The sequence below is a fragment of the Ochrobactrum sp. EDr1-4 genome (assembly GCF_049199085.1).
GTDB lineage: Bacteria > Pseudomonadota > Alphaproteobacteria > Rhizobiales > Rhizobiaceae > Brucella.
In genome coordinates, this window is record NZ_JBLZOF010000006.1 from 155299 (window position 1) to 181526 (window position 26228).

Consider the following 26228-nt stretch of genomic DNA (forward strand, 5'->3'; position numbering starts at 1 on the left):
GATAGGGGCAAAAAGGGAATGAGGAAACCAATGAGGAAAGTGACGCTGGCAATTGCCATGCTGCCGCTTTTGGCGAGTGCGCCGGTTCTGGCAGCATCTGGTTTTTCGCAGCAGGGGAATATCCAACTCGCGCAAGCTGGAACTCCCGGTGGCGATCAGTTTTCGCAGCAGGTCTGTAATCTGGCGCATCAGAATGCACAGTCCTATGCCCGCATCATGCAATTGCGCGACAATATGCTGAAAATTCAGCGTGATAATGAAACCCGTTTTCGTGCGCTGGAAAAGGGCAATGGTGGTGGGCAGAATCACGCAAATGTCGGCTCGACCGCAATTCTCGACGATGCCATGCGCGACAACGGCAGCGCAGGTGGTCAGGGTGGCTATCAGCAAAGCCCCGGCTTGCAGCAAGAGCTGATCCGTAACCTCACGGGTAAGGTTGAGGATGTTGATGCGCAGATTTCGTTTACGAACGAGCTGCTACAGAAGACACAAGACGACAATGATTTCCGATTTGAAGAGCTGGAAAAGAAGCAGGGTGTAACCGCTCCTGCAAAGTCTGATCTGTCTCAGAATGCTCAGGTCAGTGCACCTCCCGGCAGCGATCTTTGTTCGCAGGGTATGGGCAATCCTGTGGGCACCGCTGATACGCTCAGCAATCGTGCCGAAGCCATGAACTTCCAGGTCCTTGAATTGCAGGACCAGATGCAGAAAATGCAGGAAGACAATGAACGCCGCTTCCAGAAGCTGGAAGGTGGCCGCGCTGATGCAGGCAATGCGCCCGGCGATACGTCGCTCGCAGATGCGACACCGGCTGGAAACCCCGATGATGGGGTTTCTGGCAACACGGCACAGAGCGGCAATATCGGTTCAGATACACAAACGGCGACCAATGATTCATCGGGCGCCGATTCCATGGCTATTGGTTCGGGTGCTGCCGCGCAGGGTGGCCCACAGCGTGGGGAGCCGCCGCAATCGCTTGGCTCAATCCGCTTTGATAACAATGGCAATGTAATCGGCGAAACCATGAATGCGCAGCCACGTCCGGTTGAACAGGGTGCTGCATTGCCAGCTGGTCAGGCTGCAGGGCAGGCAGTGGCATCGCTGCCGACTGATGATAATCCAAATTCACTCTATCAGGCCGCGTATCAATATGTGATGTCGGGCGATTATAAAGCGGCGGAGACTGGTTTCCGCGAGCACATCAAGCGATATCCGGCTGATCCGACCACGGCTGAAGCACGCTATTGGCTGGGCGAATCGCTTTATGGTCAGGCGCGGTATCCAGAAGCTGCAACTGTTTTCATTGATACGCAGCGAGATTACCCCGATTCCAAACGCGCAGCGGAGAATATGTTCAAGCTGGGTATGACGCTTGAAAAGATGGATAATCACGACGTCGCTTGTGCAACTTTTAAGCAGATTCCAGAGCGCTATCCGAAGGCTGCACCCGCCGTTTTGAAGCGGGTGAGCGATGAGCGCACGCGTATCAAGTGTTGATTTTGGAGATTATGTGTGGGGCTTTCCCCGAAAGATATTTTTGAGCCTTTCAGAATAGAAAATGCAAAAGGAATCATTGCTGCCGTTTCCGGTGGCAGCGATTCTCTGGCTCTTCTTTTCCTCTTGAAAGACTATCTCGCGACGCTGGATAACCCGCCACCGCTGACGGCTGTTACCATTGATCACCGTTTGCGTGCGGAATCGACGCAAGAGGCCGATAATGTAGGCGCGCTTTGCCATCAACACGGCATCGCTCACCGTGTTCTTTCGTGGGACGAAGCCAAGCCGAAGACTGGTCTCGCTGCCGCTGCTCGCTCTGCCCGCTATCGGTTGCTGGTGCAGGCGGCGCATGAGGCGGGCGCGGATTTTATTGCGACGGGACATACGCGCGACGATCAGATTGAAACATTCCTGATGCGCAAGGAGCGGAGTTCCCACTCGGAAGCACGTGGACTTGCCGCTATGGCACCGCAGTCATGGCTTGAAAATTCGGTCGTCTTGGTAAGACCGCTGCTGGAAACATCCCGCTTAAATCTGCGTCAGGAACTCACTGAGAAAGCGGTGGTCTGGATTGATGATCCCAGCAACGTCAACACCAGCTATGAGCGTCCGCGCGTGCGGCTGACATCGGCTACAGAAGTCGATCCGGATCGCGTGATGGCCCAAGTCGCACTGGCATCAGCGGCGCGAAAACGCGATAATGCGGCGCTTGTTGCAGCATTGTCTGATCCGGTCTACCTGCAAATGAATGCGTTTGGCACGATCCTGGTCGACGCGTCCATTTATGCGAAGCTTCCAGAAACTGTTCGGCGCTTGTTTTCGGGTCTTCTTGCATCGATTGCGGGCGGGCGGCGTTTTCTCCCCGGTGATGCTGAACGCGCACGTATTGAAAAGCTTTTGTCCGGTCAGGAGAAAGTTGGGCGTCTGACAGTGTTTGGTGCGCTCGTCGAGCTTGGCAAAAATGGTGAGCCGCATAAGTTTCGTCGCGAACGTCGTAACCTGCCAACGTTGCAACTTCATCCCGGCCAAACGATCATCTGGGATGGGCGCTACCGCCTGACAAATCACACTCAAACAACCTTCGAGGTGGCCGCACCTGATCGGCAGGAACTGGCTGATTTCATTGAAGTACATCAGATTGATGTCGATTTTGTACAACGCGAAGCGCTGCTGGTGCTGCCCGCGATCTATGAAAACGGCAAATTGCTGCAAGTTCCGGCAGTTAACGGTCAGCAGTTGCCTTCAGGAATCACTGTCGAAAAGCACTTCGCAATCTTTGATCATGTGCTTCCGGGCTATGATTTTGCGCTTGCAAAAGCCATTGAAACGCAGTTTGGGCGCGAATGTCCTAATTTTTATAAACCAGTTTGATAAGAATCGAAGATGAGGCGGCTCTCGCGCCTTGGCAACGCCGTTCTTCGATCCTATGTTAAGTCGAAACATCGTACCGCCCTTGTCGGGTGGCTGTGGTATCGATAGGACCCGATATGAATCCGAACTATCGCAACTTCGCCCTCTGGGCGATCATTGCTCTACTTTTGATAGCGCTGTTCAACCTGTTCCAGAGTCCTGGCCAGCGCTCGAATTCCCGTGAAGTTTCCTACTCCCAGTTTATCGATGACGTTTCCAATGGACGCGTTAAGTCGGTCACTATTACTGGTGAGAAGATCAGCGGTACATTTGCCGATAATGGATCGACCTTCCAGACCTATTCGCCGGGCGATACGGGACTGGTTTCTCGTCTTGAGGAAAAGGGCGTTGCAATCACCGCTCGTCCTGAAAATGACGGCTCCGGTTCGCTTCTTGGTATCCTGCTTTCATGGTTGCCGATGATCCTAATTTTGGGTGTGTGGATTTTCTTCATGCGCCAGATGCAGGGTGGTTCACGCGGTGCGATGGGCTTTGGCAAGTCGAAGGCGAAGCTTTTGACCGAAGCGCATGGCCGTATCACCTTTCAGGATGTCGCTGGCGTTGAAGAAGCCAAGCAGGATCTGGAGGAAATCGTAGAATTCCTGCGTGATCCGCAGAAGTTCCAGCGTCTGGGCGGTAAGATTCCGCGCGGCGTGCTGCTCGTTGGCCCTCCCGGAACCGGTAAAACTTTGCTCGCGCGCTCTGTTGCAGGCGAAGCTAATGTGCCGTTCTTCACGATTTCTGGTTCTGACTTCGTTGAAATGTTTGTTGGTGTTGGTGCAAGCCGCGTCCGCGATATGTTCGAACAGGCTAAGAAGAATGCACCTTGCATTATCTTCATCGACGAAATCGATGCTGTTGGTCGTCATCGTGGTGCCGGTCTTGGCGGCGGTAACGACGAACGCGAACAGACGCTCAACCAGCTTCTGGTCGAAATGGATGGTTTTGAAGCAAACGAATCAATCATTCTGATTGCTGCGACCAACCGTCCTGACGTTCTTGATCCAGCACTTCTTCGTCCGGGCCGTTTTGACCGTCAGGTCGTTGTTCCGAACCCGGATATTGTTGGCCGTGAACAGATCCTCAAAGTGCATGTGCGCAATGTGCCGCTTGCTCCGAATGTCGATCTTAAGATTGTAGCACGCGGTACGCCGGGCTTCTCTGGTGCCGATCTTGCCAACCTCGTCAACGAATCTGCTCTGATGGCAGCGCGTCGCAACAAGCGTCTCGTGACCATGCAGGAATTTGAAGACGCTAAGGACAAGATCATGATGGGTGCGGAGCGCCGCTCCGCCATGACGCCGGAAGAAAAGGCCAACACGGCCTATCACGAAGCAGGTCACGCTATTCTGGCAATCAATGTGCCGAGTTCCGATCCCGTTCATAAGGCAACCATCATTCCGCGCGGTCGTGCGCTTGGCATGGTTATGCAGCTGCCAGAAGGTGATCGTTATTCGGCAACTTATACCTGGATGGTGTCGCGCCTAGCGATCCTGATGGGCGGTCGTGTTGCGGAAGAGCTGAAATTTGGTAAGGAAAACATCACATCTGGTGCGTCTTCCGATATTCAGCAGGCAACCAAGCTGGCGCGTTCGATGGTGACCCAGTGGGGTTATTCCGACAAGCTCGGTCGCGTGGCTTACGGTGACAATCAGGAAGAAGTGTTCCTTGGTCATTCGGTTTCACGCACGCAGAATATTTCGGAAGCAACCGCGCAGATCATCGATGCTGAAGTGCGACGTCTTGTGGATGAAGCCTATGCCGAAGCAACCCGTATCCTGACCGAAAAGCGTGAGGATTGGATTGCGCTTGCTGAAGGTCTGCTTGAATATGAAACTTTGAGCGGCGATGAAATCAAGGAACTGATTGCGGGCAACAAGCCATCGCGTGATCAGGGCAATGATACGCCATCGCGCGGTTCAGGCGTTCCCAAAGCGGGCAGCCCACGCAAGCGTAAGGGTGAAGAACCCGGCAGTGAGCCTGGCATTGAGCCAAACCCACAGCCGCAGTAGGCATCTGTAAGAACTATGAAAAGCCGGGCATTTTGTCCGGCTTTTCTGCTTCTGAAGCGTCTTTCGTTTGAAAGGCTCGGTTAAGGATTTCGGCGCATCATGGGACAAGTTCGGAAATTGATGCTTTGATACGATCTGTTTCGTCGAAAGGTGAAATTGCAATGACAGGTGGTTTTGCGCTATTAACGCAGACAATCGATTGCCGGGCTAACAATCCCGGATGCCATTGCCGTCTCACAGATTAACAGCGACTGATATTTTATTGCTTCGAGACAGCTTTATGGCGCAACGCAAGGCTAAGAATATGACACGTAAATATTTTGGAACTGATGGTATTCGCGGCAAGGCAAACAGCTTTCCGATGACGCCAGATATTGCCATGAAAGTCGGTATGGCGGTGGGGCATATTTTCCGTCGTCACGGCCAAGCCTCGCGCGTTGTGATCGGTAAGGATACGCGCCGTTCTGGTTATATGCTGGAAAACGCGCTTGTTGCAGGTTTCACTGCTGCGGGTATGGATGTGTTCCTGCTCGGCCCAATTCCGACGCCAGCTGTTGCCATGCTTTGCCGTTCATTGCGTGCAGACATTGGCGTGATGATCTCGGCTTCGCACAATCCATTCTATGACAACGGCATCAAGCTGTTTGGTCCTGATGGCTTCAAGCTGTCAGACGAAATCGAATTGAAGATTGAGAGCCTCATCGACAGTGATCTCTCCGCGCATCTTGCGACCCATGGCGAAGTCGGGAAGGCCAAGCGCGTTGACGGTGATATCTATCGATATATCGAATTTGCTAAGCGCACTTTGCCACGCAATATCTCGCTCAAGGGGCTGCGCATCGTGGTCGATTGCGCGAATGGTGCTGGCTATAAGGTGGCACCTGCTGCACTTTGGGAGCTCGGTGCAGAAGTCATCACCATCAATGACGAGCCAAACGGCATCAACATCAATGAGGATTGTGGCTCGACCCATCCGATTGGCCTGATGAAGAAGGTCCATGAAGTGCGCGCCGATGTCGGCATTGCGCTTGATGGTGATGCGGACCGCGTTTTGTTGGTCGATGAAAACGGCACAGTCATCGATGGCGATCAGCTTCTGGCAGTCATTGCCGAATCATGGGCCAAATCAGATCGCCTTCAGGGCGGCGGTATCGTCGCAACGATCATGTCCAATCTCGGTCTTGAGCGTTACTTGCATGACCACAATATGACGCTGGCCCGCACCAAGGTTGGTGACCGCTATGTGGTTGAACACATGCGTGAGTATGGCTTCAATGTGGGCGGCGAACAGTCGGGTCACATTGTTCTGTCAGATTTTGCGACGACCGGCGATGGGCTGGTTTCCGCATTGCAGATTCTTGCGGTCGCGCAGGAAGAGAACAAGCCACTGAGCGAGCTTTGCCGCAAGTTTGAGCCGGTGCCACAGTTGCTCAAGAATGTGCGTACTTCTGGCGGAAAACCGCTTGAAAACAAGAAGGTTAAGAGCGCGATTGACGAGGCGACTGATCGTTTGGGCGCGCAGGGACGTCTGGTTATCCGCCCATCGGGAACAGAGCCGCTGATCCGCGTTATGGCAGAAGGTGACGACCGTGCACTCGTTGAGAAGGTCGTCAACGACATCATTAATGTGATCTCGTCGGAAAGCGCTGCTGCCTGAGTTGACGGACTAAAATTCACAAAGAGCGCGGGTTTTCCGCGCTTTTTTGTTTGTTCCAAAAGACTTCCGCTTTGAAAAAGCATGGATAAAAAACGATTAAAAAATAAGGTTAATTAGTATTTAATTTTTGATCCCTATTTTGATCCCAAGTTTCTGGTTTCGGCGTGTTTGCTGCGTCACTGATTGATGGGACAAATAAATGAATGGTCTGATTAAGACTTTTGGTGCCGGCCTTGTTTTATCCGCTGCACTGACTGGCTTTTCGTCTGTGGCATTTGCCGCTGATGATATGGAATCAGTGCCGGAAGTCATTGTTACGCCGTCCGCCACTGGCGGTTGGTATCTGCGTGGTGATATTGGTTATTCCTTCAATCGCTTCAAAAGAGCAGATTTTGATGGCACTCGATTTGATGGTGATCTGAAAGATTCCTTCGTCTTTGGCGGTGGCGTTGGCTATCAGATTACGGATTATTTCCGTACTGATTTGACGCTTGACTATTCAACGCGCTCAAAATTCACCACCGATTACGATAACAGCAAGATGTCCGGTTTGTCGGCTCTGGCAAATGCTTATGTCGATCTGGCCAATTTTGGCGGTGTGACACCTTATGTCGGTGCAGGGCTCGGAGGTATGCGTGTGAAGTGGGACGATATGGCCCTTACAACTGATGGTAACGAATTATCAGGTGAAACCGATTGGCGCTTTACCTATGCATTGATGGCCGGTGCATCGGTCGATCTCACGCATAATCTTAAGCTGGATGCTGGCTATCGCTTCCGCCATGTTAATGGTGGCAAAATGTTTGAGGGTGATACAGATATTGGTGCAGTCCGCGATAAGGGCATGAACATCCACGATATCCGCGTCGGCCTTCGCTATATGTTTGGCGGCTGATCGCATAGATCAATGAATTTCAAGGCCCGGTTTTCCGGGCCTTTTTGTTTTATGTCCCAAAACATCGTGCTGAAAGTGCATAAGTTAGCAAAAACTCTATTTTTTGTATCATATATTTCAAATAGCGCATAGAAACCCGCATGAAACAGGCATGGCCTGTGTTTTATGAACTTCGGTTTGCTTGAAAGGAATTGAAATGAAAGCCATTGCAGCTTTTTCAGATTTTGTCGGGCGGTCATTTGCCGTCTGGGTTATCGTTTTCGCTGTGCTGGGTTTCCTGTTGCCATCGGCATTCAGTATTTTTGCGCCGTGGATCGTTGTGCTGCTCGGCATCATCATGTTCGGTATGGGCCTGACAATTTCGACCAAGGATTTTGCCGAAGTTGCGCGCCGTCCTTTTGACGTATTGATTGGCGTATTGGCGCAATTCATCATCATGCCGCTGCTGGCTGTTTTGCTGACGCGTGTAATTCCTATGTCACCGGAAGTCGCTGCCGGCGTTATTCTGGTCGGCTGTTGCCCCGGTGGTACGGCCAGTAACGTGATGACTTATCTCAGCAAGGGCGATGTTGCTTTGAGTGTTGCCTGCACAAGCGTTACGACATTGCTGGCTCCTCTCGTTACGCCGTTTCTGGTCTGGTTCTTCGCCAGCCAGTATTTGCCAGTGGATGCAATGAGCATGTTTATCAGCATTATCAAGGTCATTCTGGTGCCGCTGGCACTTGGATTTATTTTGCAGAAGCTGATGCCCGGCCTTGTAAAAGCAGCTGTTCCAATGTTGCCTCTCGTTTCGGTTATCGGCATTGTGCTTATTGTCTCTGCTGTTGTCGCGGTCAACAAGACAGCAATTGCTCAGTCAGGCTTGCTGATATTTGCTGTTGTATTTTTGCATAATGGTTTGGGCTTGTTGCTCGGTTATTTTGCGGCACGGTTCGCAGGATTGTCGCTGGCCAAGCGTAAGGCAATCAGTATTGAAGTTGGTATGCAGAACAGCGGCCTTGGTGCGGCCCTTGCAAATGCACATTTTTCGCCATTGGCAGCGGTGCCAAGTGCGGTTTTCAGTGTCTGGCACAATGTCTCTGGTGCACTGATTGCGAGCTACTACGCACGTATGAAAGACGAGACTTCAAAATAACATCAGCAATGCACTTTAACCCGCCGCCAGTTACTGCGGCGGGTTTTGCAAAATATATTTCCAACCACCTTGTGAAATTTTTGCTTTCCGATATTTTCATCAGTGGGCCACGCTTCCCCAACGAGGCGCGTGCTATCTGTGAGGATAGGAAACAAAATGACGACGATTGCGAAGCCGGCAGTTCGCCCGGCTAACCCTAATTTTTCTTCAGGTCCCTGTGCAAAACGCCCCGGTTGGTCGCTTCAAGCGCTCGCCGATGCGCCGCTTGGCCGTTCGCACCGTGCGAAAATCGGCAAAAACAAGCTGAAAGAAGCCATCGACCTTACCCGCGAAATTCTTGGCGTTCCAGCTGACTACCGAATTGGCATTGTCCCGGCATCCGATACGGGTGCGGTCGAAATGGCTTTGTGGTCGCTGCTTGGTGAACGCGGCGTTGATATGGTCGCATGGGAAAGCTTCGGCTCCGGCTGGGTCACAGATGTGATCAAGCAGCTCAAACTCGAAGACACCCGCACCTTTGTTGCGCCTTATGGCGAACTGGTCGATTTCGCTGAAGTCGATTTCAACCGTGACGTTGTTTTCACATGGAATGGCACGACGTCTGGCGTTCGCGTGCCTAATGCGGATTTCATTCCGGCAAACCGTGAAGGCCTGACCATTTGCGATGCAACATCGGCTGCATTTGCGCAGCGTCTTGATTTTGCAAAGCTCGATGTCGTTACTTTCTCATGGCAGAAAGTTCTAGGCGGCGAGGGTGCACACGGCATTCTCATTCTTTCGCCGCGCGCCGTCGCGCGTCTGGAAAGCTATAAGCCAGCATGGCCGCTGCCAAAGATTTTCCGCCTGACTTCGGGCGGCAAGCTGATCGAAGGCATCTTCGTCGGCGAAACCATCAACACCCCTTCGATGCTCTGCGTTGAAGATTATCTCGACGCGCTGAGCTGGGCGCGTTCGGTCGGTGGTCTCGACGGCTTGGTCGGTCGTGCAGATGCGAATTTTGCCGTGCTTGATGCTTTCATCGAAAAAACGCCTTGGATTGCCAATCTGGCGCAAAAGCCAGAAACACGCTCGAACACATCGGTCTGCGTGACGATTGTTGATCCTGACGTGACTGCTTTGTCCACTGATCAACAGGCCGCTTTTGCCAAGGGCATAGTCTCTGCGCTCGAAAAAGAGGGCGTTGCCTTCGATATTGGTGCTTATCGCGATGCACCTTCGGGATTGCGTATCTGGGCGGGTGCGACGGTAGAGGCTTCTGATCTTGAAGCTTTGACTGCATGGCTCGACTGGGCTTTTGCAGCACAGAAAGCAGCACTCAAAGCCGCAGCATAAAAGCAAGCGATGACAGCGTTGTGGACGAAGTTGGGACGGCCACAGCCTGCGTCTTATTATCGTACAATCCGAAGGAGGCCCTTATGGCACCTCGCGTACTCGTATCCGATAAATTGTCGCCGACCGCCGTTCAGATTTTCAAAGACCGCGGCGTTGAAGTTGATTATCTGCCAGATCTTGGCAAGGACAAAGAAAAGCTGCTCGAAGTCATCGGCCAATATGATGGTCTTGCTATCCGCTCTGCCACCAAGGCAACAGAAAAGCTGATTGCAGCAGCAACGAAGCTCAAGGTCATTGGTCGCGCAGGTATTGGTGTGGACAATGTCGATATTCCGGCAGCATCGCGCCGTGGTATCATTGTGATGAATACGCCTTTCGGCAATTCGATCACCACGGCAGAACATGCAATTGCACTGATGTTTGCAGTTGCGCGTCAGTTGCCGGAAGCTGATGTTTCCACGCGTGCTGGCAAGTGGGAAAAGAACCGCTTCATGGGTGTGGAAATTACCGGCAAGACGCTTGGTGTTGTCGGTTGCGGCAATATCGGCGCTGTGGTTGCTGCGCGCGGTATTGGTCTCAAGATGCATGTTGTTGCGTTTGATCCGTTTCTATCGGAAGCGCGGGCGCAGGAACTCGGCGTCGAAAAGCTTGAGCTGGATGAACTTCTGGCGCGTGCCGATTTCATCACCTTGCATACGCCATTAACCGACAAGACACGTGGCATTATTAATGCGGAAGCGCTGGCTAAGACGAAGCCGGGCGTTCGTATTATCAACTGCGCACGCGGCGGATTGATCGTTGAAAAAGATCTGGTTGAGGCATTGAAATCGGGTCATGTTGCTGGTGCTGGTATCGACGTGTTCGAAACCGAGCCTGCAACAGAGAACGAATTGTTCAATCTGCCCAACGTGGTCTGCACACCGCATCTCGGTGCGTCTACGTCAGAAGCGCAGGAAAATGTCGCCATTCAGGTCGCCGAACAAATGTCGGATTATCTGGTCAAGGGTGCGGTTTCCAACGCCATTAATATGCCTTCGATCACGGCAGAAGAAGCACCACGTCTGAGGCCTTTCGTGAAGCTTGCAGAGGTTCTGGGTGCTTTTGTCGGTCAGGTGACAGATGAGCCTATTCAGGAAGTAGAAGTGCTTTTTGATGGTGCGACTGCTGCTATGAATACGCGCGCTTTGATCAGTGCAGCACTTGCTGGTCTGATCCGCCCGCAGGTTGCTGATGTGAACATGGTTTCCGCCCCGATTATGGTGAAAGAGCGTGGAATCATCGTTTCTGAAATCAAGCGTGACAAGTCCGGGATTTTCGATGGCTATATCAAGCTGATCGTCAAAACGACTGAACGTGAGCGTTCGGTTGCCGGTACATGCTTCTCGGATGGCAAGGCACGTTTCATCCAGATCAAGGGAATCAACCTTGATGCGGAAGTCGGTCCGCACATGCTTTATGTCACCAATGTCGACATTCCGGGCATGATTGGTCTGCTGGGAACGATCTGCGGTAAGCATGATATCAACATCGCAAACTTTGCTCTCGGACGTGATCATCCGGGCGGTGATGCCATTGCGATGCTTTACGTCGATGACAGGATTCCACAGGCAGCACTTGACGAACTGATCGCACAAGAGGCAATCAAGGCGGCAAGACCTTTGGAATTTAACGTCGAGGAAGCTTAAACGACATGACAGACGGGATTGAACAGGCAGAATGGCGGCGGATGCAGGCGCAGGATTTTGCAGGCGTTACTGCGGTCGCTAACATTGTTCATCCCGACTTCTTCGAGGATGAGGCGGTCTTTCGGGACCGCTTCAACATTTATCCTGCTGGTTGTTTCGTGTTGGCAAAGGGCAGTGAAATCGTCGGTTATGGCATCAGTCATCCGTGGAAACTCGATTCGGTTCCTGCACTGAATTCGGTTCTTGGCGAACTGCCAAAAGATATCAGCACCTATTATATCCACGATATTGCGCTTTTGCCGGAAGTGCGTTCTGGCGGGCAAGCATCGCGTGTTGTCGAGCTGATGGGCGCACAGGCAGAGCGGGACGGTTTTGCGACCATGGCACTTGTTGCGGTGAATGGTTCGCAGGGGTTCTGGGAGAAAAAGGGCTTCGTTACCCGTGATGTGCCTGCGCTTGAAGACAAGCTGAAAGGCTATTCGGACGAGGCTCTATATATGGTCCGCGCCGGCTGAATGTCTGATGTCATGATGAAGCATGAATTGATACATGAAGTTTGGCTCAATCCTGAACTTGATGGACAGATGCTCCCCGGCATGTGTCTTGTCGGCCCCATGGGAGATAGTTTTAGGCAACTTCTCAATGAGGGAGCTGAAAAAATTGCAGAGATAACCGGCCATAGTCATTTTCATGTCATGACTAAATATTGGGCGCTTCAAGGCTGGGGGAAATATCATGCCCTGGATCAACAGGACTACGAACCTTATCCGAGTGAATGGATTTCAGTACAGCGCATATTTTTAGATAGCGTTTAAACTCACTATTTCTCCCTTAATCCGCTGCCTTTCCACGTCTTCGTGAAAATATTCGTATTTTTTGCATGTAAAGAGTCGCGTAAGCACGATTCAGTCTGTATAGAGACGAGGGATCAGCACCTCGCGTCAAACTGTCGGGGCTGCTTGCGATCCTTGGGTTATATTTACGGCTGAGATGCCGGACCGAGGAGTTTTCTCAATGGCTAATGTGGTTGTCGTCGGGTCGCAATGGGGCGACGAGGGCAAGGGAAAGATCGTGGACTGGTTGTCCGAACGCGCCGATGTGATCGTGCGCTATCAGGGCGGTCATAACGCGGGTCATACACTTGTTATCGATGGCGTCAGCTACAAGCTTTCGCTTCTTCCATCTGGTCTCGTGCGCGGTAAGCTGAGTGTGATTGGCAATGGTGTTGTGGTTGACCCGCATCATTTCGTCATGGAAGTCGAAAAGCTGCGCGGGCAGGGCATCGATATTAATCCGGATGTTCTGCGTATTGCTGAAAACGCTCCGTTGATTCTCTCGGTTCATCGTGAGCTCGATGCGATGCGCGAAGGCGCTACCGAAGGTCTCAAGATTGGTACCACCAAGCGCGGCATCGGCCCTGCTTATGAAGATAAGGTTGGCCGTCGCGCAATCCGCGTGATCGACCTGACCGAGCCAGACACCCTTGAACCGAAGGTTGAGCGTCTGCTTGCGCATCACAATCTGCTGCGTCGTGGCATGGGCCTTGAAGAAATCGCGGTTGCGACTATTCTCGAAGAGCTGACCTCGGTTGCTGACAAGATCCTTCCTTATATCGATCAGGTCTGGCGCGTTCTCGATGAACGCCGCAAGTCAGGTGCTCGTATTCTGTTTGAAGGTGCGCAGGGCGCGCTTCTTGATAACGATCATGGCACCTATCCGTTCGTAACGTCGTCCAACACTGTTGCCGGTCAGGCTGCTGCTGGATCTGGCCTTGGTCCGACAGCGATCGGTTATGTTCTCGGCATTACCAAGGCTTACACCACCCGCGTTGGTGAAGGTCCGTTCCCGACCGAACTCAATGATGAGATCGGCGAATTCCTCGGCACCAAGGGCCATGAATTTGGCGTGGTGACAGGTCGCAAGCGTCGTTGTGGCTGGTTTGATGCGGTCATCGTTCGCCAGACTGTTCGCACGTCGGGCATTACCGGTATTGCATTGACTAAGCTTGACGTTCTCGACGGTCTTGAAGAAATCAAGATCTGCGTGGCTTACGAGCTTGATGGCAAGCGTATCGACTATCTGCCATCCTCGATGGGTGCGCAGGCTCGCGTGAAGCCGATTTATGAAACGCTGCCGGGTTGGTCAGAGACGACTGCCGGTGCACGTTCATGGAACGATCTTCCAGCGCAGGCTGTCAAATATGTTCGCCATATTGAAGAGCTGATCGGTGCACCTGTATCGATGCTTTCGACCAGCCCGGAACGCGAAGACACAATCCTTGTAACTGATCCGTTTCAGGATTAGTCGATAGGGCCTTTGGTTCTTAAGAATAAAAACCCGGTTTACCTTTATGGCTGACCGGGTATTTTTTTGAGGTTTTTTCGCGATCTGATTGAAAGGGTTGACGTAATCAACGCCGCAACCTTTGCTTTCTAACGATTATTGTGATTATTGAGGTATTTACTGCATTTCGAACGCGCGGAAACTGGGTAACACGTATGGCTGATTTTGTAGCGGTTCTGAAAAAGACAATCGATGCTCAGGCGGATAAATCGCCTGAACTGCGCGAGCGTGTCTATGCAAAGGCACGTGCGACGATTGAACAGAAGCTTGTGACAGCAAATGCTTCGCAAGTTGTGGCGGTTCGCCAACGCAAAATACTTGAAGATGCCATCAAAGAAGTCGAAGCCTTTTATGCGCCGCCGGCTGCTGCACCTGTTGTTGATGAACCGTTGCATGATCCGCTCGAAGATTTTCTCGCCGAATCAACGCAAGCCTCTGCTTCACCATCCTATGATGATGCGCCTTTCGCTGCTGGCAATCGGTCCTATTCCGATCATGATGTCGATACTGACGAAGACGCAGCACCCGTGCATGTGCGTCGTCAGGATGAATGGTCGGCAGAGCGCGAACAGGATCGCACGGAAGACAAGCCAGCTTACGCCCGTCGTGGGGAATATACTGACCCGGTTCGCTTCAAAGAAAAGCGTTCTTACAAGGGTCTAATCATTGGCCTTATTGCTGTCCTTGCTTTGGGCGGAGCCGGTTACGGCGTTTGGGCGAATAAAGACAAGTTGCAGGAACTGGCTTCAAGCCTGGGTCGCAGCGATGCACCAGCAAGCGGTGATGCAGGAACAACGCAGCCAGAGGCCGGACAGACCGCTGGTTCTGAACAACCACAAACTGGCCAGCCAGCGACGCCATCTGAAGAACAGAAAATGACGCAGCGTCTGATGGAAGATGGCAGCGAAAAGGACGAAGGTCCGGCGGGTGGTCAGGCAGGTCTTGGCGAAGGTAAGTCGACGGCGGCTTCAACGCCGGGCGCGGAACAGACCAATACACCAAACCAGCCACAAGCTCAGCAAGCTGTTGCTGTTGGCCAGCAGGCACTTCTTTATGAAGAGCGTGGTGGAACAGAAACTGGCTCGGTTGAGCGTGGAACGGTTGTCTGGTCTGAAATCCAGGAAAGCCCGAGCGAGGGTGAACCTGCGGCTCCGGCAATTCGTGGCACGATCACGATGCCTGACACCAAAGCTGAACTTAAGTTGACCATTCGCAAGAATACGGACCAGTCCATTCCTGCAAGCCATCTGATCGAAATGGTATTTACTTTACCGGATGATTTTGTTGGCGGTGCTGTCGATAATGTTCAGCGCATCACGTTCAAAGATACGGAACAGGCAGCGGGCAATCCGCTGATCGCTGTGCCCTCAAAGATTGCAGATAACTTCTTCATTATCTGGCTCAATGACGCAACAACGGCACAGGACACCAACTTGTCCCTCATGCGTCGTTTGCAGTGGATCGATATTCCGATCTCATACCGCAATGGTCGCCGTGCTCTGATCAGCCTTGAAAAAGGCGTGCCCGGTGAAAAAGTCTTTAACGATGTTCTTGGCGCAGGTTGATAGCGATAGAACCTATTAAAATTTGGAATGAGATAAATTGAACCCCGCGAAAGCGGGGTTCATCGTTTTAATTATGAGATAATTGGCTTAAAAACTGCCGTGTTATTGGCCACCATTGTCGCCGCCATTGCCATTGCTGCCGTTGGTGCCACCAGTGTCCCCGCCGCCGGTGTCGGCCCCACCATTGTTGCCGCCGTTACCGTTGCTACCGTTATTACCACCAGTATCACCACCTCCGGAATCGTCGCCGCCATTGTTGCCGCCATTCCCATTGCTGCCGTTGCTGCCACCGGAATCGTCTCCACCGTTGTTGCCGCCATTACCGTTGCTGCCGCCAGTATCACTGCCCCCGGTATCAGTTCCGCCGTTGTTGCCACCGTTGCCATTACTTGCGCCGGTGCCAGTATCGGTGCCGCCGTTATTGCCACCAGTGCCATTGCTTGCATCAGTGCCGGTATCTGTTCCACTGTTGTTGCCGCTATTTCCATTGCCCCCATTTGATGGCGGGACTGGAATGGTTGGGACTTTACAGCCATGACGCTTTAGCAGGGCCGTATTGGATTTGGTTCGCGGCTTTTTAACGAGTGCCGCACAATTTACGTGTGAGCTTTGCTCTGATCTCAGTTCGCGCAAGCCTGCTTCCGACATGTCTGCTGAGAATGCAGAACTACCGTAGAGGGCAGTAGTAACCAGCACGATTATACTTGGAATTTTACGCATCTTTCCCCCATTGATTCAGATGTCTAAATTAAACAATGGCTAATTTTGCATGCAACTATATAGTGTGTCTAGTAATCAAGAATTACAGATTTTTATCATTTAGTGTTTCGTCGAAAACCATAAAGGCGCCGATCTGACGAAATCAGACCAACGCCCTTATCTGTTATGGGTGAACTATCCGTGCATTTTGTAGGATGTGTTACGCAGAGCCCGTGTTTTCAATGCCTTGTGCGATAGCTAAAGTGGGTTACTTCTTTTCTGAGAAAGCCTTGATCGCCTTTGCCACTTCAGAAGCCGCGGTTTCGGCAGTATCAAAGCCGTTGAGCTCTACAGTCTTGCGGCCTTCTGGAAGCTGCTTGTAAACGCGGAAGAAGGCTTCCAGACGCTGCTGTTCAATCTTCGGCAGGTCGGAAAGTTCTTTGATGTTGTCATAGGTTGGGTCGATTTTGGAGGTTGGCACAGCGACGATCTTGTCGTCCTGCTCGCCACCATCGATCATCTTCAAAACGCCGATTGGGCGAACCTTGATGATCGCGCCCGGTACGATTGGCTCACGTGTGTAAACAAGTGCATCCAGCGGATCGCCATCGCCTGCGAGCGTGCTTGTGATCGAGCCGTAATTGGCTGGGTAAACAACCGGCATCGACTGATAGCGATCAACGATGATATGGCCGGTCTTGTCGTTGATTTCGTATTTGGTAAAGCTGCCCTGTGGGATTTCAATGGCAGTGAAGAACTCTTTTCCGTCCTGCTCTTTCTGCGGATAGTCGAGATAAGAGACATATTCAGACGCAGATACAGCAGTAGCAGCAGTAAGAGCGAGCGTTGCGGCAAGCAGGAGCTTTTTCATATCATGACCTTTAGGGCTTCGGTGAAATACGACCTGTTGCCTAAAGACATTGCATTACAGATATTTGACGGTTTTTTATCAGTTGGATGACGCTTAACGAAACTGCCGCAAATGGTTTCCCAATCGCGGCAGTAGAATGGTATCAAAATAGATAGATTTATGCGTTGGCTTCCTCGACATGGGTCAATGCCTTGTGCTGTTTGAAAGCTGCTGCCTTGACCGCAGCCTGAACCTTTTCAAAGGCACGGACCTCAATCTGGCGTACACGTTCGCGGCTGATACCAAATTCACCGGAAAGGTCTTCCAGTGTCATTGGGTCTTCCGACAGACGGCGTGCCACAAAGATACGGCGCTCGCGTTCATTGAGCGAATCCATAGCCTGTTCGAGCAGTGAGCGGCGGCTTTCCAGTTCATCCTGTTCAATCAGAACCTGTTCCTGACTGCTGCTGTCATCGACCAGCCAGTCCTGCCATTCACCGGATTCACCTTCGGCTGCACGCAGCGGTGCGTTCAGCGAGGCATCGCCTGACAGACGGCGGTTCATGGAAACCACTTCGTCTTCGCTGACCTTTAGCTTGGTCGCGATCTGCTTGACCTGATCAGGGTTAAGATCACCATCATCCAGTGCCTGGATCTTGCTCTTCATCTTGCGCAGATTAAAGAACAGGCGTTTCTGATTGGCAGTCGTGCCCATTTTCACGAGGCTCCACGAGCGCAGGATATATTCCTGGATCGAAGCCTTGATCCACCACATTGCATATGTGGCTAGGCGGAAGCCGCGTTCTGGTTCAAAGCGCTTCACCGCCTGCATCAGGCCGACATTGCCTTCGGAGATAACTTCACCAATTGGCAAGCCATAACCGCGATAACCCATGGCGATCTTCGCCACAAGACGAAGATGGCTCGTCACCAACTTATGCGCAGCCTTCGGATCAGTATGTTCATGATAACGCTTCGCCAGCATGTATTCTTCCTGCGGCTGAAGCATTGGAAAGCGGCGAATTTCTTCCATGTAACGGGTTAGGCCACCGTCACCGGATGTAATACTTGGAAGACTAGAACGGGCCATTGAGCACCCTCCTTTATAGTTTCAGGTTCCCGTATGGCAAACCTGTCGCGCTGGCTGCCTCCTGCACTTCCCTCGCGAACTTACATATATAGGCACGATTTTGGCGAAAACACGATCTCTAACCTCATGAAACAATGTGTCACTAGAATGTGAACACTCGCCATTCTTAAGAGGCTGCATCAATCGAGGTTACAGCCTTGTTTCGAGATCGCGTTTTCGCGCTCAAAGCATAATCTTTACAGACCTCTTCGCGGGATCTGAAACTGTGAGAACTTATAGCTTTATGTAGAGTGCTTGCGGAAATTTTCCAGCAATTGCTCCATATCTTCAGGCAGATCAGCCTCAAAACGCATGATTTCGTCGGTCGTGGGATGCGTGAAAGCCAAAAGCCAAGCATGTAGCGCCTGACGCTGGAAACCATTCACGGCGTTTTTCAATGGCTCGGGCAGCTTGTTTGCTTTGGTTTTATAAGCACCACCATAATCCATGTCGCCGACAAGCGGATGACCGATATGGGCCATGTGAACGCGAATCTGATGTGTGCGCCCTGTTTCAAGGCGACATTCCACCAATGAAGCAAGCGATGTTGCATCTTCTTGCGGCGCGAATTTTTCGAGTGTTGAATAATGCGTAATGGCGTGGCGTGCGTCTTCGCGGTCTTCTTTAACGACCGCTTGCTTGGTGCGGTCGCGATGTGAGCGGCCAAGATGGGCGTCGATATAGCCCTGCGGACGTTCGGTCATGCCCCAGACGAGCGCTTTGTAAGCGCGTTCGAGATCGCCGGTGCGTCCATGATCGGCAAACTGGTCGCTTAAGTGGCGATGTGAGTGGTCGTTTTTGGCCACAACCATGACGCCGCTGGTGTCTTTGTCGAGACGATGGACAATGCCCGGACGACGCACGCCGCCAATGCCCGACAAGCTATCGCCACAATGATAGATGAGAGCATTTACAAGCGTTCCCGTCCAGTTGCCGTTGCCCGGATGGACAACCAGGCCTGCGGGCTTGTTGATGACGATGAGATCATCATCTTCATAGAGAATATCCAGCGGGATGTTCTCGCCTTGCGGGTCGGCAGGTTCAGGCTCTGGCAGCACGATGGTAATCTTCATGCCTTCGCGCAGCTTTTGCTTTGCGCCACTGGCAGGAACATCATCGATGGTCACATGACCATCAGCAATCAGGGACTGGACGCGACTGCGGGAGAGTTCCGGCCCCAATGCTGCGGCCAGCCACTGGTCTAATCTTTTGCCCGCAGCGTCTAGGTCGGCAATTAGTTCTTTCAATTGTCTCTTCCCTTCGTTATCACGCGCCCACGCGGGTGCATGAACCGGAGTCATTTAATGCAGGATCCACACTATCCGAAATATCAGAATCAACAGGATTCTGGATATCAGGACTATCAGCAGGGCTATTACCCGGACCAACAACAACCGGAACCCCCGCTTGATCCAGCGATGGAGAAAGTCCGTCGTAAGATGGTGCGGCTGCTTGCAGTTTCCATCGGTGTTATGTTGATTGGTCTTATGGCTGTGCTTGTCGCCGTTGTCTACAAGATCAATCGCGCACCGGATGCTTCCGAGACAGAAGTTGCGCGTTCAGACATTCCGGGACAGGTTTCTGCACCTATCAAGGTGGAGCCGCCGAAGCTGATCGAATCGCAGATCGATTTGACGCCGGGTACGCGTCTTCTATCGCAGAGCCTGTCTGGTGATCAGCTTTCGCTGGAAACGCTTTTGCCAGATGGCGGCACGGAACTTATCATTTATGATTACCGTGAATCGCGCATTCTCGGGCGTATCAAGCTCGGTAATGTTGAATAGTTTTGGATGCGGGCGGCAGATTTGCCGCCCTTTTCTTTGCGTGCGGCTCGTCTTATATTAGCAAGCACTGCTTGCGCCCATCGTCTAGCGGTTAGGACGGCGCCCTCTCACGGCGCAAACAGGGGTTCGATTCCCCTTGGGCGTACCAACAATTTCCATGATTGATGGTGATGTTCGACAACAAGGGAAGCCTCTTTGTCGAACATCATATTCCCTTATTGCAATACCAACTACCTGTAGAATCTTGACAACATTTAATTCGCTGCCCGTCCAAATAGTAATATTGGCAGCTTTCATCAAGCGGCAAGTAGGCTTTGGCTCCGGCGTTGCTGATGTTGCCCAATACGATCAGACTGAAAATGATAAATAGTAATACGGTTTTTTTCATATCGTTTTCGTTATAAAAACTTCATCATATTCTTAAAAACACGCAGTGAAATATATACCTAGTGTTGCGCAACGGGTAGAGCACTCAAGTGGGTTTCCTCCTCGTTCCATGCAGGCCATAGAATTTGCATTCTTGTTTTTTATTGAATCCTTCGCTTCTGCGAAGCCAACATACGAAATACATAAAGAACTCAATATTGCTGCAAACATAATAAATTTACGCATTATAGCATCCTCTCATTCGTGAAGTCATTGCTAAACCGTATATTGTAAGCCTCTTAAATCAATTCCAACTTTTGATGACCAAATAAAAGGGATGAATTCCGACGATTTTACTTGTTGTTCACCGCGGAACCTTTCAGGTGCTATCTAAAAGGTTCAAGCGTTTTGTATATGTCGGGGGAGGGTGGAATGATCGCGGCCTATATCGGATCAGCCGTATTCAGTGCTGGCGTTTATCTCGTGTTGAGGCGCACGGCGCGAAAGAAGCGTCTTCTGATCGCGATAAGTATCTTCCTGTTGTTAGGCGCCGCCTTTACTGTGTGGTTTATCAACACAGGTGGCTATTATGGGATCATGGGCACAAATGGCATTGATCCTGATTGGGCTCGCAAATAGAGTGATGATGAAGACATAGTTTTCGTGTTGTGTTGCTATCCCAATTTCACCGATAGAAATATCCTATCAATTGATGAATAGGTGTCCAAGATGTCCCGCTTCACACGTGTACTTGCCGCGTTGACCGCAGCAACTGCGTTAATGACGGCTGAAGTTCAGGCCTGCACCCGAATTGTTTATCATGGAGAGCAGGGGCGCGTGCTTACTGGCCGAAATATGGATTTCAGGGATCCGATGGTCAGCAATTTTTGGGTCTTTCCGCGTGGCATGAAGCGCAGTGGCGAAGCCGGCTCACGCTCAAAGGAGTGGACTTCGAAATATGGAAGCCTCGCAGTGTCGGGCTATGATATTTCCACCGTTGACGGCATGAATGAGGCTGGCCTCAATGCAAGCTTGCTATGGTTGAACGCAACGCAATTCCCAAAAGATGATGATGCGACACCGCGTATGTCTCTGGCAATATGGGCGCAATTCTATCTGGATCAGTTCGCGACTGTTGCCGAGGCCGTAGAATATACCCGCAATCAGCCGTTTGATGTGGTGAGCGGGGAAGTTCCCGGTCGTCCGGGCAGTCTCGCGCCCCTGCATCTGACCCTCTCGGATGCTTCAGGTGACAGCGCTGTATTAGAGTGGATCGATGGAAAGCTTAAAATCCATCATGATCGCTCATATCAGGTGGTCACAAATGATCCGCCATTTGATTTCCAGCTTGCCAATCAGAAATACTGGAGCGCTCTCAATTTGCTGAACTTCCTTCCGGGGAGTGGTCGATCGGAAGATCGGTTTGTGCGTGCAGGATTTTACGTCAATGCCGTAACGCAAACCGAAGATCCAAGGATTGCCGCTTCTGCGGTCTTTAGTGTGATCCGCAATGCTTCGGTGCCTTATGGTGTCAGCCTGCCTGATGCGCCCAATCTATCGACAACCCGCTGGCGTGTTGTTGCAGATCAGAAGAGTCTGACATTTCACGCAGAATCGGCAACATCGCCAAACGTCTTTTGGGTTGATCTGAAGAAGCTCGATTTTTCAGAGGCTGCCAAAGTACGAAAGCTTGATCTTGGTGTTGATATGAGCCGTGTGTTTGTTGGAGAAACGTCGGATCAATTCGTCGATGCCGAGCCATTTGCGTTTGAACCAGCTCAATAGGCTTTTACCTGCATGCGTTAATTAATGGCGGCGGCGTATTTACGTCAGCCTCGCCAAGTTTCAGCTGCTTGTTCATTGCTTGATTGCATGTGGCCAAACAGTCCAAGGGGATTATTTTATGAACTACTCTGTCATTTTCAGTCTGGCTTTGGGTGTCTGCGCTTTGTCTCCCGTTGCAGCCTTCGCCCAGGCTGGTTTTGATTGCGCAAAAGCCTCTACAGATACTGAGAAGGCGATTTGCTCTGACAAAGATATCGCAGAAGCGGATCGGGCGATGTCGATAGCCTATACTGCGCTTGTCGAGAGAGCTTCTCCCGATTTGAAAGAAGCACTTCGTAACGATCAGGCTGGCTTTCTGAAGCAACGCTCAGAGGCTTTTGAAAGTCATTTATCCAATGCTGCAATGCGACTGGAAGGTTTAAGTTACCGGACTGAAGCGCGCGCAGAACTGTTAAACTGGGTTTCAGTTGAGGAGAGTTCTTCCCTTGAAGGAAATTGGCAGAATGCCTGGGGTAGTATCAAAGTCGAGAAAAAATCACCTGATAAACTCTCGGTTCAGGTTGATGTTTCGGATCAGGCCAATGGAAGCTGGATATGCAGCTTTGAAGGTGTGTTGAACCAGAAGAGTGCTGGTGAAGCGGAGTTTGAAAGCAAGAGCGGGCCGTTGATCCTGAAGCTCGAGGGAGCTGCACTCAAAATCCCCACTCCTTTTTGTGATGAATCAACATCTGGTGGATTTGGTTCAGCTGCCGGTACGTATTTCCGGGTTGGTGCTGAGTAGGTGGATGCCTCAATTCTATAGCTTTTAACAAAAGCTGTGGGAGATGCTAAGTGCTCCAGTTGCGAAAATTTGCAACTGGAGCATTGTAAGTGCATAATCGGTGTATGAGTGAATCGAACAAGAAACCCGATTATGAGCAGGAACTGCGAAATGCTGGCGTGCGTATCACGCGGCCTCGCCGTATTATCCTGAACATTCTGACCGAGACCGAAGATCATCCAGATGCATTGGAAATCTTCAGGCGTGCGGTTGTGATTGACAGCAGTATTTCACTGTCGACTGTCTACCGCACGATGAAGCTGCTTGAAGAGCTGGGTGCTATTCATCGCCATGCATTTGCCGGCGGACCGTCGCGGTTTGAGCAGGCAAGTGGCTCTCATCATGATCATATCATCGATATGGACTCGGGTGATGTGGTTGAATTTCGTTCAGACAAAATCGAAAAACTTCAGGAAGAGATCGCCCGCGAACTCGGCTACGAGATTGTGCATCACCGGCTCGAACTTTATTGTAAAAAAATCGAACCCTGACGGAACCAAACAAGTTCAGTCGCGTTTCTAATATGAAGGTTGCAACCCGCCCCGCAGCGGCCTTCACAGTTCACTCCAACTTCCCCGTATGGAGCGGACAGCGAGAATGCCGCACATTTATCCCCGTTTTTGCTGCTGGCGTTCCGCATTATTAAAAAGCCGTTATGGTCCAAATCCATGACGGCTTTTTGCTGCATCAAAGAGAATTGCTCTTTTTCGATGCGGTGGGTCAGGAATCGAATTGTTCTGCGGGCACAATCAGGGAATAAACGGCGCCTGAGCCATCAACGCGATATTCTGCGTGACCACCAACTGCGGATGGAACGATACGTTGTAACACTGCGCTGCCGAAGCGCGGGTCATGTTTCACTTCTGGCATTGATGGATTTGTTTCGTTCCAATGGAAGGTCAACTCATCATCGCCATTGTTGTTTTTCTGGATTTTTGCAGAGACGATTACGCGTCCATATGGAATGGACAGTCCACCAAATGATGTTGCATTGATGATGAGCTCATGCAGAGCCAGCCCGACATGCAATGCTGCCCCGGGGAAGAGATAGGGATTGTCGCCTTCGATTGTCAGGCGTTCATCCTGCATATCGATATATTTCTCAATTTGCGAATGCACGAGATCAAGAAATAGCGCGCCATGCCAGTTTGAATCGGTTACCAGATCCTGCGAATAGGAAAGCGACTGGATCCGTCCGCGAAACTTCAACAGAAAATCATCTACCGAATCTGTGAAGCGTGCGGTCTGTGTCGCAATGCTTTGCACGATAGCGAGCAGATTTTTTGAACGGTGACTGACTTCACGCAACAGCGTTTTAAGGACCTGTTCACGGCGCTTAAGTTCGCTGATTTCAAGGGCTGTCGTCACAATTCCTATTATTTTACGATCATCATCGTGATCACAATCGATGTGAAACTCTATCCAGCGGAGCTTATCGCCATCATTGATAGCGAGTTCGACATTCTGCGCTGTTCCTGTTTCAAGCGCTGTACGCTTTGCATGTTCGAGCCGTGACATTGAGGTGGAAAAAATGAAGTCACAGTCCTGACCGCCGGCTTTCCATTTTTCCTGCCAGTAAGCGGGGATATTTTCTCCCCACGCGTAGATAAGATCGGGTGTCTGATAAAGAACGCAAACATTACTGTTTCGCACCGCGCGCAACAAAGAACGCAAACGTGAGGCATCTGGCTCTGTTTCAGTGAGGTATGAGTTTGACTCTGTCATGAATGCCTCAACTGCAGTTCGGTATGGATTGAAGTAGGCCGCTTGGTACTGAAAGAGCTATTATAAAATCGTTTCTTTTTAAGCGAATTGATCGCGTCGCTGGCGGAAAATATAAACAGGTGCAATCTTTTTAGCGGATCACCGAACGAGAGATTATTACCTCGTTCGGTGATCAGTGATGTTTTCTCTATGCCTTGCGCAGAACAGATGCGATCAGTGAGATCACCAGAAGCGCAAGGAACACGAAGAACAGAATCTGTGCTATGCCAGCCGACGCGCCAGCAATTCCACCAAAGCCTAGTGCGCCTGCAACCAAAGCGACCACCAGAAAAACGAGAGCATAATACAGCATTTTTAATCTCCTCTTTGACTATTGAAAGAGAAACGGCTGATCTATGCTTTTGGTTCCGTAGAATAGACAAGTTTCGTGTCCAGACAGCGAAAATATCATGCTTTTTCAAGCGGATATTGTTTAAAAGACAAAAGCCTCCGGGGATTTTTCATCCCCGAAGGTCAGCGGCTTGTGGCCTGTATGTATTTTTCTAAGCTGCAACCTGAGCGGCTTCCTCAAAGAAAAGTGCCTGACTGATCAGCGCTTTGACCATATCCGGATTGAACGGCTTTGTAACAAGGAAGGTTGGCTCCGGGCGTTCGCCCGTCAGGAGCCGTTCGGGGAAAGCGGTAATAAAGATTACAGGGATGGTTTGATCCTGCAAAATTTCATTAACAGCATCAATCCCGGAACTGCCGTCTGCGAGCTGAATATCGGCAAGGACCATGCGTGGCTTCGCACTGTTATAGAGTGCCAGCGCTTCATCTTTTGTGCGGGCGATGCCAACAACTTCATGGCCAAGACTTTCGACCATTTGCTCGATGTCCATAGCAATCAATGGCTCATCTTCGATAATCATGATGCGGGTTGCAACCTGCTTCGAGATTTCTGTTGATGCGTCTACAAGGATTTTGCCGAACTCAACTTCGCTGAGTTCAAGAATTTCAGCGGCTTCCCGATCATTAAAACCTTCAACAGCGACCAGCAAAAAAGCCTGTCTTGGAATCGGTGCGATGTGAGCCAGATTGCGGGCAGCCTGCTTTTCCCATGCAAATTCTGATGATGGTTCTGGTACCTGAACCGCAGCAGTTTTAAACAGATTGCAGAAGAGCCTATAGAGGGCAATTCGGTCAGCCGATGCCGGTGGGAAAATACTTATATCTGCGATCAAGGCTTCCAATGTGGCGGCCACATAGGCATCGCCAGATGCTTGTGAGCCCGTGAGTGCGCGTGAGAAACGGCGAAGATAGGGAAGGTGCGGCGCAATTCGCGTCGATAACGTCATGGTTTTTGGACTCCTCATTGCCGCAATTTTATCTTTACAAACTTCTAATCGACTCTTGAGAGGCGTTGAAAGTCTTATAGAGCGCAGCATTATCCTACCCAAAACGTCGGTGATTGGAAAAAGTTCCACTTGTTTGTCGTATTTCAGGGAACTTTTTGAGATCGTATGCATTCTACCTGACAAGCAGGGGCTTGGTTTAGTT

General features: G+C 51.1%; 24 protein-coding genes and 1 tRNA gene. 18 read left to right on the forward strand and 7 right to left on the reverse strand.

Going from position 1 to position 26228, the window contains the following annotated elements; all coding sequences use genetic code 11:
* The first annotated feature begins 18 nt into the window (after nt 1-18).
* The 12 genes from ybgF to ACOZHT_RS18180 all read left to right on the forward strand — a co-directional run bounded on the left by ybgF (nt 19) and on the right by ACOZHT_RS18180 (nt 15531).
* Entirely contained in the window at nt 19-1497 is a 1479-nt protein-coding gene (gene ybgF, locus ACOZHT_RS18125) for a tol-pal system protein YbgF (RefSeq protein ID WP_339513214.1), read from the forward strand.
* Nucleotides 1498-1512: 15 nt separating this feature from the next.
* Nucleotides 1513-2868: a tRNA lysidine(34) synthetase TilS gene (gene tilS / locus ACOZHT_RS18130; protein WP_339513216.1), complete on the forward strand. Its 1356-nt coding sequence runs from the start codon at nt 1513-1515 to the stop codon at nt 2866-2868.
* A 116-nt stretch (nt 2869-2984) separates the two neighbouring features.
* Nucleotides 2985-4919, forward strand: coding sequence for an ATP-dependent zinc metalloprotease FtsH (gene ftsH / locus ACOZHT_RS18135; protein WP_339513218.1), 1935 nt, complete (start codon nt 2985-2987; stop codon nt 4917-4919).
* 304 nt (nt 4920-5223) lie between these two features.
* A complete protein-coding gene (gene glmM, locus ACOZHT_RS18140) occupies nt 5224-6576 on the forward strand; it encodes a phosphoglucosamine mutase (protein ID WP_339513220.1) in 1353 nt (450 codons plus the stop codon).
* A 199-nt stretch (nt 6577-6775) separates the two neighbouring features.
* Nucleotides 6776-7471: an outer membrane protein gene (locus ACOZHT_RS18145; protein WP_339513222.1), complete on the forward strand. Its 696-nt coding sequence runs from the start codon at nt 6776-6778 to the stop codon at nt 7469-7471.
* Between the two features lie 196 nt (nt 7472-7667).
* Entirely contained in the window at nt 7668-8606 is a 939-nt protein-coding gene (locus ACOZHT_RS18150; protein ID WP_339513224.1) for a bile acid:sodium symporter family protein, read from the forward strand.
* A gap of 156 nt (nt 8607-8762) precedes the next feature.
* Nucleotides 8763-9938, forward strand: coding sequence for a phosphoserine transaminase (locus ACOZHT_RS18155; RefSeq protein ID WP_339513226.1), 1176 nt, complete (start codon nt 8763-8765; stop codon nt 9936-9938).
* 83 nt (nt 9939-10021) lie between these two features.
* Complete coding sequence (serA, locus tag ACOZHT_RS18160; protein ID WP_339513228.1) at nt 10022-11623, forward strand: phosphoglycerate dehydrogenase; 1602 nt, start codon at nt 10022-10024, stop codon at nt 11621-11623.
* A 5-nt stretch (nt 11624-11628) separates the two neighbouring features.
* Nucleotides 11629-12138, forward strand: coding sequence for a GNAT family N-acetyltransferase (locus tag ACOZHT_RS18165; RefSeq protein ID WP_339513230.1), 510 nt, complete (start codon nt 11629-11631; stop codon nt 12136-12138).
* A complete protein-coding gene (locus tag ACOZHT_RS18170; RefSeq protein ID WP_339513232.1) occupies nt 12139-12438 on the forward strand; it encodes a hypothetical protein in 300 nt (99 codons plus the stop codon).
* Nucleotides 12439-12637: 199 nt separating this feature from the next.
* Complete coding sequence (locus ACOZHT_RS18175; protein ID WP_339513234.1) at nt 12638-13927, forward strand: adenylosuccinate synthase; 1290 nt, start codon at nt 12638-12640, stop codon at nt 13925-13927.
* Between the two features lie 194 nt (nt 13928-14121).
* Nucleotides 14122-15531, forward strand: coding sequence for a transcriptional regulator (locus tag ACOZHT_RS18180; protein WP_339513236.1), 1410 nt, complete (start codon nt 14122-14124; stop codon nt 15529-15531).
* 102 nt (nt 15532-15633) lie between these two features.
* Here the strand turns inward: ACOZHT_RS18180 and ACOZHT_RS18185 are convergent, their stop codons facing one another.
* The 4 genes from ACOZHT_RS18185 to ACOZHT_RS18200 all read right to left on the reverse strand — a co-directional run bounded on the left by ACOZHT_RS18185 (nt 15634) and on the right by ACOZHT_RS18200 (nt 19510).
* Entirely contained in the window at nt 15634-16251 is a 618-nt protein-coding gene (locus ACOZHT_RS18185; RefSeq protein WP_421566188.1) for a hypothetical protein, read from the reverse strand.
* 247 nt (nt 16252-16498) lie between these two features.
* Nucleotides 16499-17101: an inorganic diphosphatase gene (locus ACOZHT_RS18190; RefSeq protein WP_250041079.1), complete on the reverse strand. Its 603-nt coding sequence runs from the start codon at nt 17099-17101 to the stop codon at nt 16499-16501.
* Nucleotides 17102-17258: 157 nt separating this feature from the next.
* Nucleotides 17259-18170, reverse strand: a complete 912-nt coding sequence (gene rpoH / locus ACOZHT_RS18195; RefSeq protein ID WP_339513240.1) for an RNA polymerase sigma factor RpoH — start codon at nt 18168-18170, stop codon at nt 17259-17261.
* Between the two features lie 281 nt (nt 18171-18451).
* Complete coding sequence (locus ACOZHT_RS18200; RefSeq protein ID WP_339513242.1) at nt 18452-19510, reverse strand: RluA family pseudouridine synthase; 1059 nt, start codon at nt 19508-19510, stop codon at nt 18452-18454.
* A gap of 3 nt (nt 19511-19513) precedes the next feature.
* Between ACOZHT_RS18200 and ACOZHT_RS18205 the strand changes: the two genes are divergently transcribed.
* From ACOZHT_RS18205 to ACOZHT_RS18230, 6 genes are all read left to right on the forward strand, one after another.
* Nucleotides 19514-19993 carry a hypothetical protein gene (locus ACOZHT_RS18205; RefSeq protein ID WP_339513244.1) on the forward strand — a complete coding sequence of 160 codons (480 nt, stop codon included), beginning with the start codon at nt 19514-19516 and terminating at the stop codon, nt 19991-19993.
* Nucleotides 19994-20066: 73 nt separating this feature from the next.
* A tRNA-Glu gene (locus tag ACOZHT_RS18210) sits at nt 20067-20141 on the forward strand.
* Between the two features lie 650 nt (nt 20142-20791).
* Nucleotides 20792-20998 carry a hypothetical protein gene (locus ACOZHT_RS18215; RefSeq protein ID WP_339513246.1) on the forward strand — a complete coding sequence of 69 codons (207 nt, stop codon included), beginning with the start codon at nt 20792-20794 and terminating at the stop codon, nt 20996-20998.
* Nucleotides 20999-21088: 90 nt separating this feature from the next.
* A complete protein-coding gene (locus tag ACOZHT_RS18220; protein WP_339513248.1) occupies nt 21089-22144 on the forward strand; it encodes a linear amide C-N hydrolase in 1056 nt (351 codons plus the stop codon).
* A gap of 118 nt (nt 22145-22262) precedes the next feature.
* Nucleotides 22263-22925, forward strand: coding sequence for a lysozyme inhibitor LprI family protein (locus ACOZHT_RS18225; RefSeq protein ID WP_339513250.1), 663 nt, complete (start codon nt 22263-22265; stop codon nt 22923-22925).
* A 104-nt stretch (nt 22926-23029) separates the two neighbouring features.
* Nucleotides 23030-23455 carry a Fur family transcriptional regulator gene (locus ACOZHT_RS18230; RefSeq protein WP_339513252.1) on the forward strand — a complete coding sequence of 142 codons (426 nt, stop codon included), beginning with the start codon at nt 23030-23032 and terminating at the stop codon, nt 23453-23455.
* Nucleotides 23456-23684: 229 nt separating this feature from the next.
* Here ACOZHT_RS18230 and ACOZHT_RS18235 read toward each other — a convergent pair whose 3' ends face one another.
* The 3 genes from ACOZHT_RS18235 to ACOZHT_RS18245 all read right to left on the reverse strand — a co-directional run bounded on the left by ACOZHT_RS18235 (nt 23685) and on the right by ACOZHT_RS18245 (nt 26026).
* Nucleotides 23685-24689, reverse strand: coding sequence for a sensor histidine kinase (locus ACOZHT_RS18235; protein ID WP_339513254.1), 1005 nt, complete (start codon nt 24687-24689; stop codon nt 23685-23687).
* A gap of 187 nt (nt 24690-24876) precedes the next feature.
* The gene (locus ACOZHT_RS18240) at nt 24877-25041 is read right to left on the reverse strand and encodes a DUF1328 domain-containing protein (protein ID WP_310015223.1); all 165 of its coding nucleotides are present in this window, start codon (nt 25039-25041) and stop codon (nt 24877-24879) included.
* A 190-nt stretch (nt 25042-25231) separates the two neighbouring features.
* On the reverse strand, nt 25232-26026 hold the full coding sequence (locus ACOZHT_RS18245; RefSeq protein WP_339513257.1) for a response regulator: 795 nt from the start codon (nt 26024-26026) through the stop codon (nt 25232-25234).
* Nucleotides 26027-26228: the final 202 nt, after the last annotated feature.

Excerpts from the sequence above, each read along its gene's own strand:
- ACOZHT_RS18235 (WP_339513254.1), bottom strand. The coding sequence starts at position 24,689 with ATGACAGAGTCAAACTCATACCTCACTGAAACAGAGCCAGATGCCTCA.
- ACOZHT_RS18245 (WP_339513257.1), bottom strand. The coding sequence starts at position 26,026 with ATGACGTTATCGACGCGAATTGCGCCGCACCTTCCCTATCTTCGCCGT.
- ACOZHT_RS18145 (WP_339513222.1), top strand. The coding sequence starts at position 6,776 with ATGAATGGTCTGATTAAGACTTTTGGTGCCGGCCTTGTTTTATCCGCT.
- rpoH (WP_339513240.1), bottom strand. The coding sequence starts at position 18,170 with ATGGCCCGTTCTAGTCTTCCAAGTATTACATCCGGTGACGGTGGCCTA.
- ACOZHT_RS18175 (WP_339513234.1), top strand. The coding sequence starts at position 12,638 with ATGGCTAATGTGGTTGTCGTCGGGTCGCAATGGGGCGACGAGGGCAAG.
- ACOZHT_RS18170 (WP_339513232.1), top strand. The coding sequence starts at position 12,139 with ATGTCTGATGTCATGATGAAGCATGAATTGATACATGAAGTTTGGCTC.
- ACOZHT_RS18215 (WP_339513246.1), top strand. The coding sequence starts at position 20,792 with ATGATCGCGGCCTATATCGGATCAGCCGTATTCAGTGCTGGCGTTTAT.
- ACOZHT_RS18230 (WP_339513252.1), top strand. The coding sequence starts at position 23,030 with ATGAGTGAATCGAACAAGAAACCCGATTATGAGCAGGAACTGCGAAAT.
- ACOZHT_RS18225 (WP_339513250.1), top strand. The coding sequence starts at position 22,263 with ATGAACTACTCTGTCATTTTCAGTCTGGCTTTGGGTGTCTGCGCTTTG.
- ftsH (WP_339513218.1), top strand. The coding sequence starts at position 2,985 with ATGAATCCGAACTATCGCAACTTCGCCCTCTGGGCGATCATTGCTCTA.
- ACOZHT_RS18165 (WP_339513230.1), top strand. The coding sequence starts at position 11,629 with ATGACAGACGGGATTGAACAGGCAGAATGGCGGCGGATGCAGGCGCAG.
- ACOZHT_RS18180 (WP_339513236.1), top strand. The coding sequence starts at position 14,122 with ATGGCTGATTTTGTAGCGGTTCTGAAAAAGACAATCGATGCTCAGGCG.
- ACOZHT_RS18155 (WP_339513226.1), top strand. The coding sequence starts at position 8,763 with ATGACGACGATTGCGAAGCCGGCAGTTCGCCCGGCTAACCCTAATTTT.
- ybgF (WP_339513214.1), top strand. The coding sequence starts at position 19 with ATGAGGAAACCAATGAGGAAAGTGACGCTGGCAATTGCCATGCTGCCG.
- ACOZHT_RS18220 (WP_339513248.1), top strand. The coding sequence starts at position 21,089 with ATGTCCCGCTTCACACGTGTACTTGCCGCGTTGACCGCAGCAACTGCG.
- glmM (WP_339513220.1), top strand. The coding sequence starts at position 5,224 with ATGACACGTAAATATTTTGGAACTGATGGTATTCGCGGCAAGGCAAAC.
- ACOZHT_RS18240 (WP_310015223.1), bottom strand. The coding sequence starts at position 25,041 with ATGCTGTATTATGCTCTCGTTTTTCTGGTGGTCGCTTTGGTTGCAGGC.
- ACOZHT_RS18205 (WP_339513244.1), top strand. The coding sequence starts at position 19,514 with ATGCAGGATCCACACTATCCGAAATATCAGAATCAACAGGATTCTGGA.
- ACOZHT_RS18200 (WP_339513242.1), bottom strand. The coding sequence starts at position 19,510 with ATGACTCCGGTTCATGCACCCGCGTGGGCGCGTGATAACGAAGGGAAG.
- ACOZHT_RS18150 (WP_339513224.1), top strand. The coding sequence starts at position 7,668 with ATGAAAGCCATTGCAGCTTTTTCAGATTTTGTCGGGCGGTCATTTGCC.
- ACOZHT_RS18185 (WP_421566188.1), bottom strand. The coding sequence starts at position 16,251 with ATGCGTAAAATTCCAAGTATAATCGTGCTGGTTACTACTGCCCTCTAC.
- serA (WP_339513228.1), top strand. The coding sequence starts at position 10,022 with ATGGCACCTCGCGTACTCGTATCCGATAAATTGTCGCCGACCGCCGTT.
- ACOZHT_RS18190 (WP_250041079.1), bottom strand. The coding sequence starts at position 17,101 with ATGAAAAAGCTCCTGCTTGCCGCAACGCTCGCTCTTACTGCTGCTACT.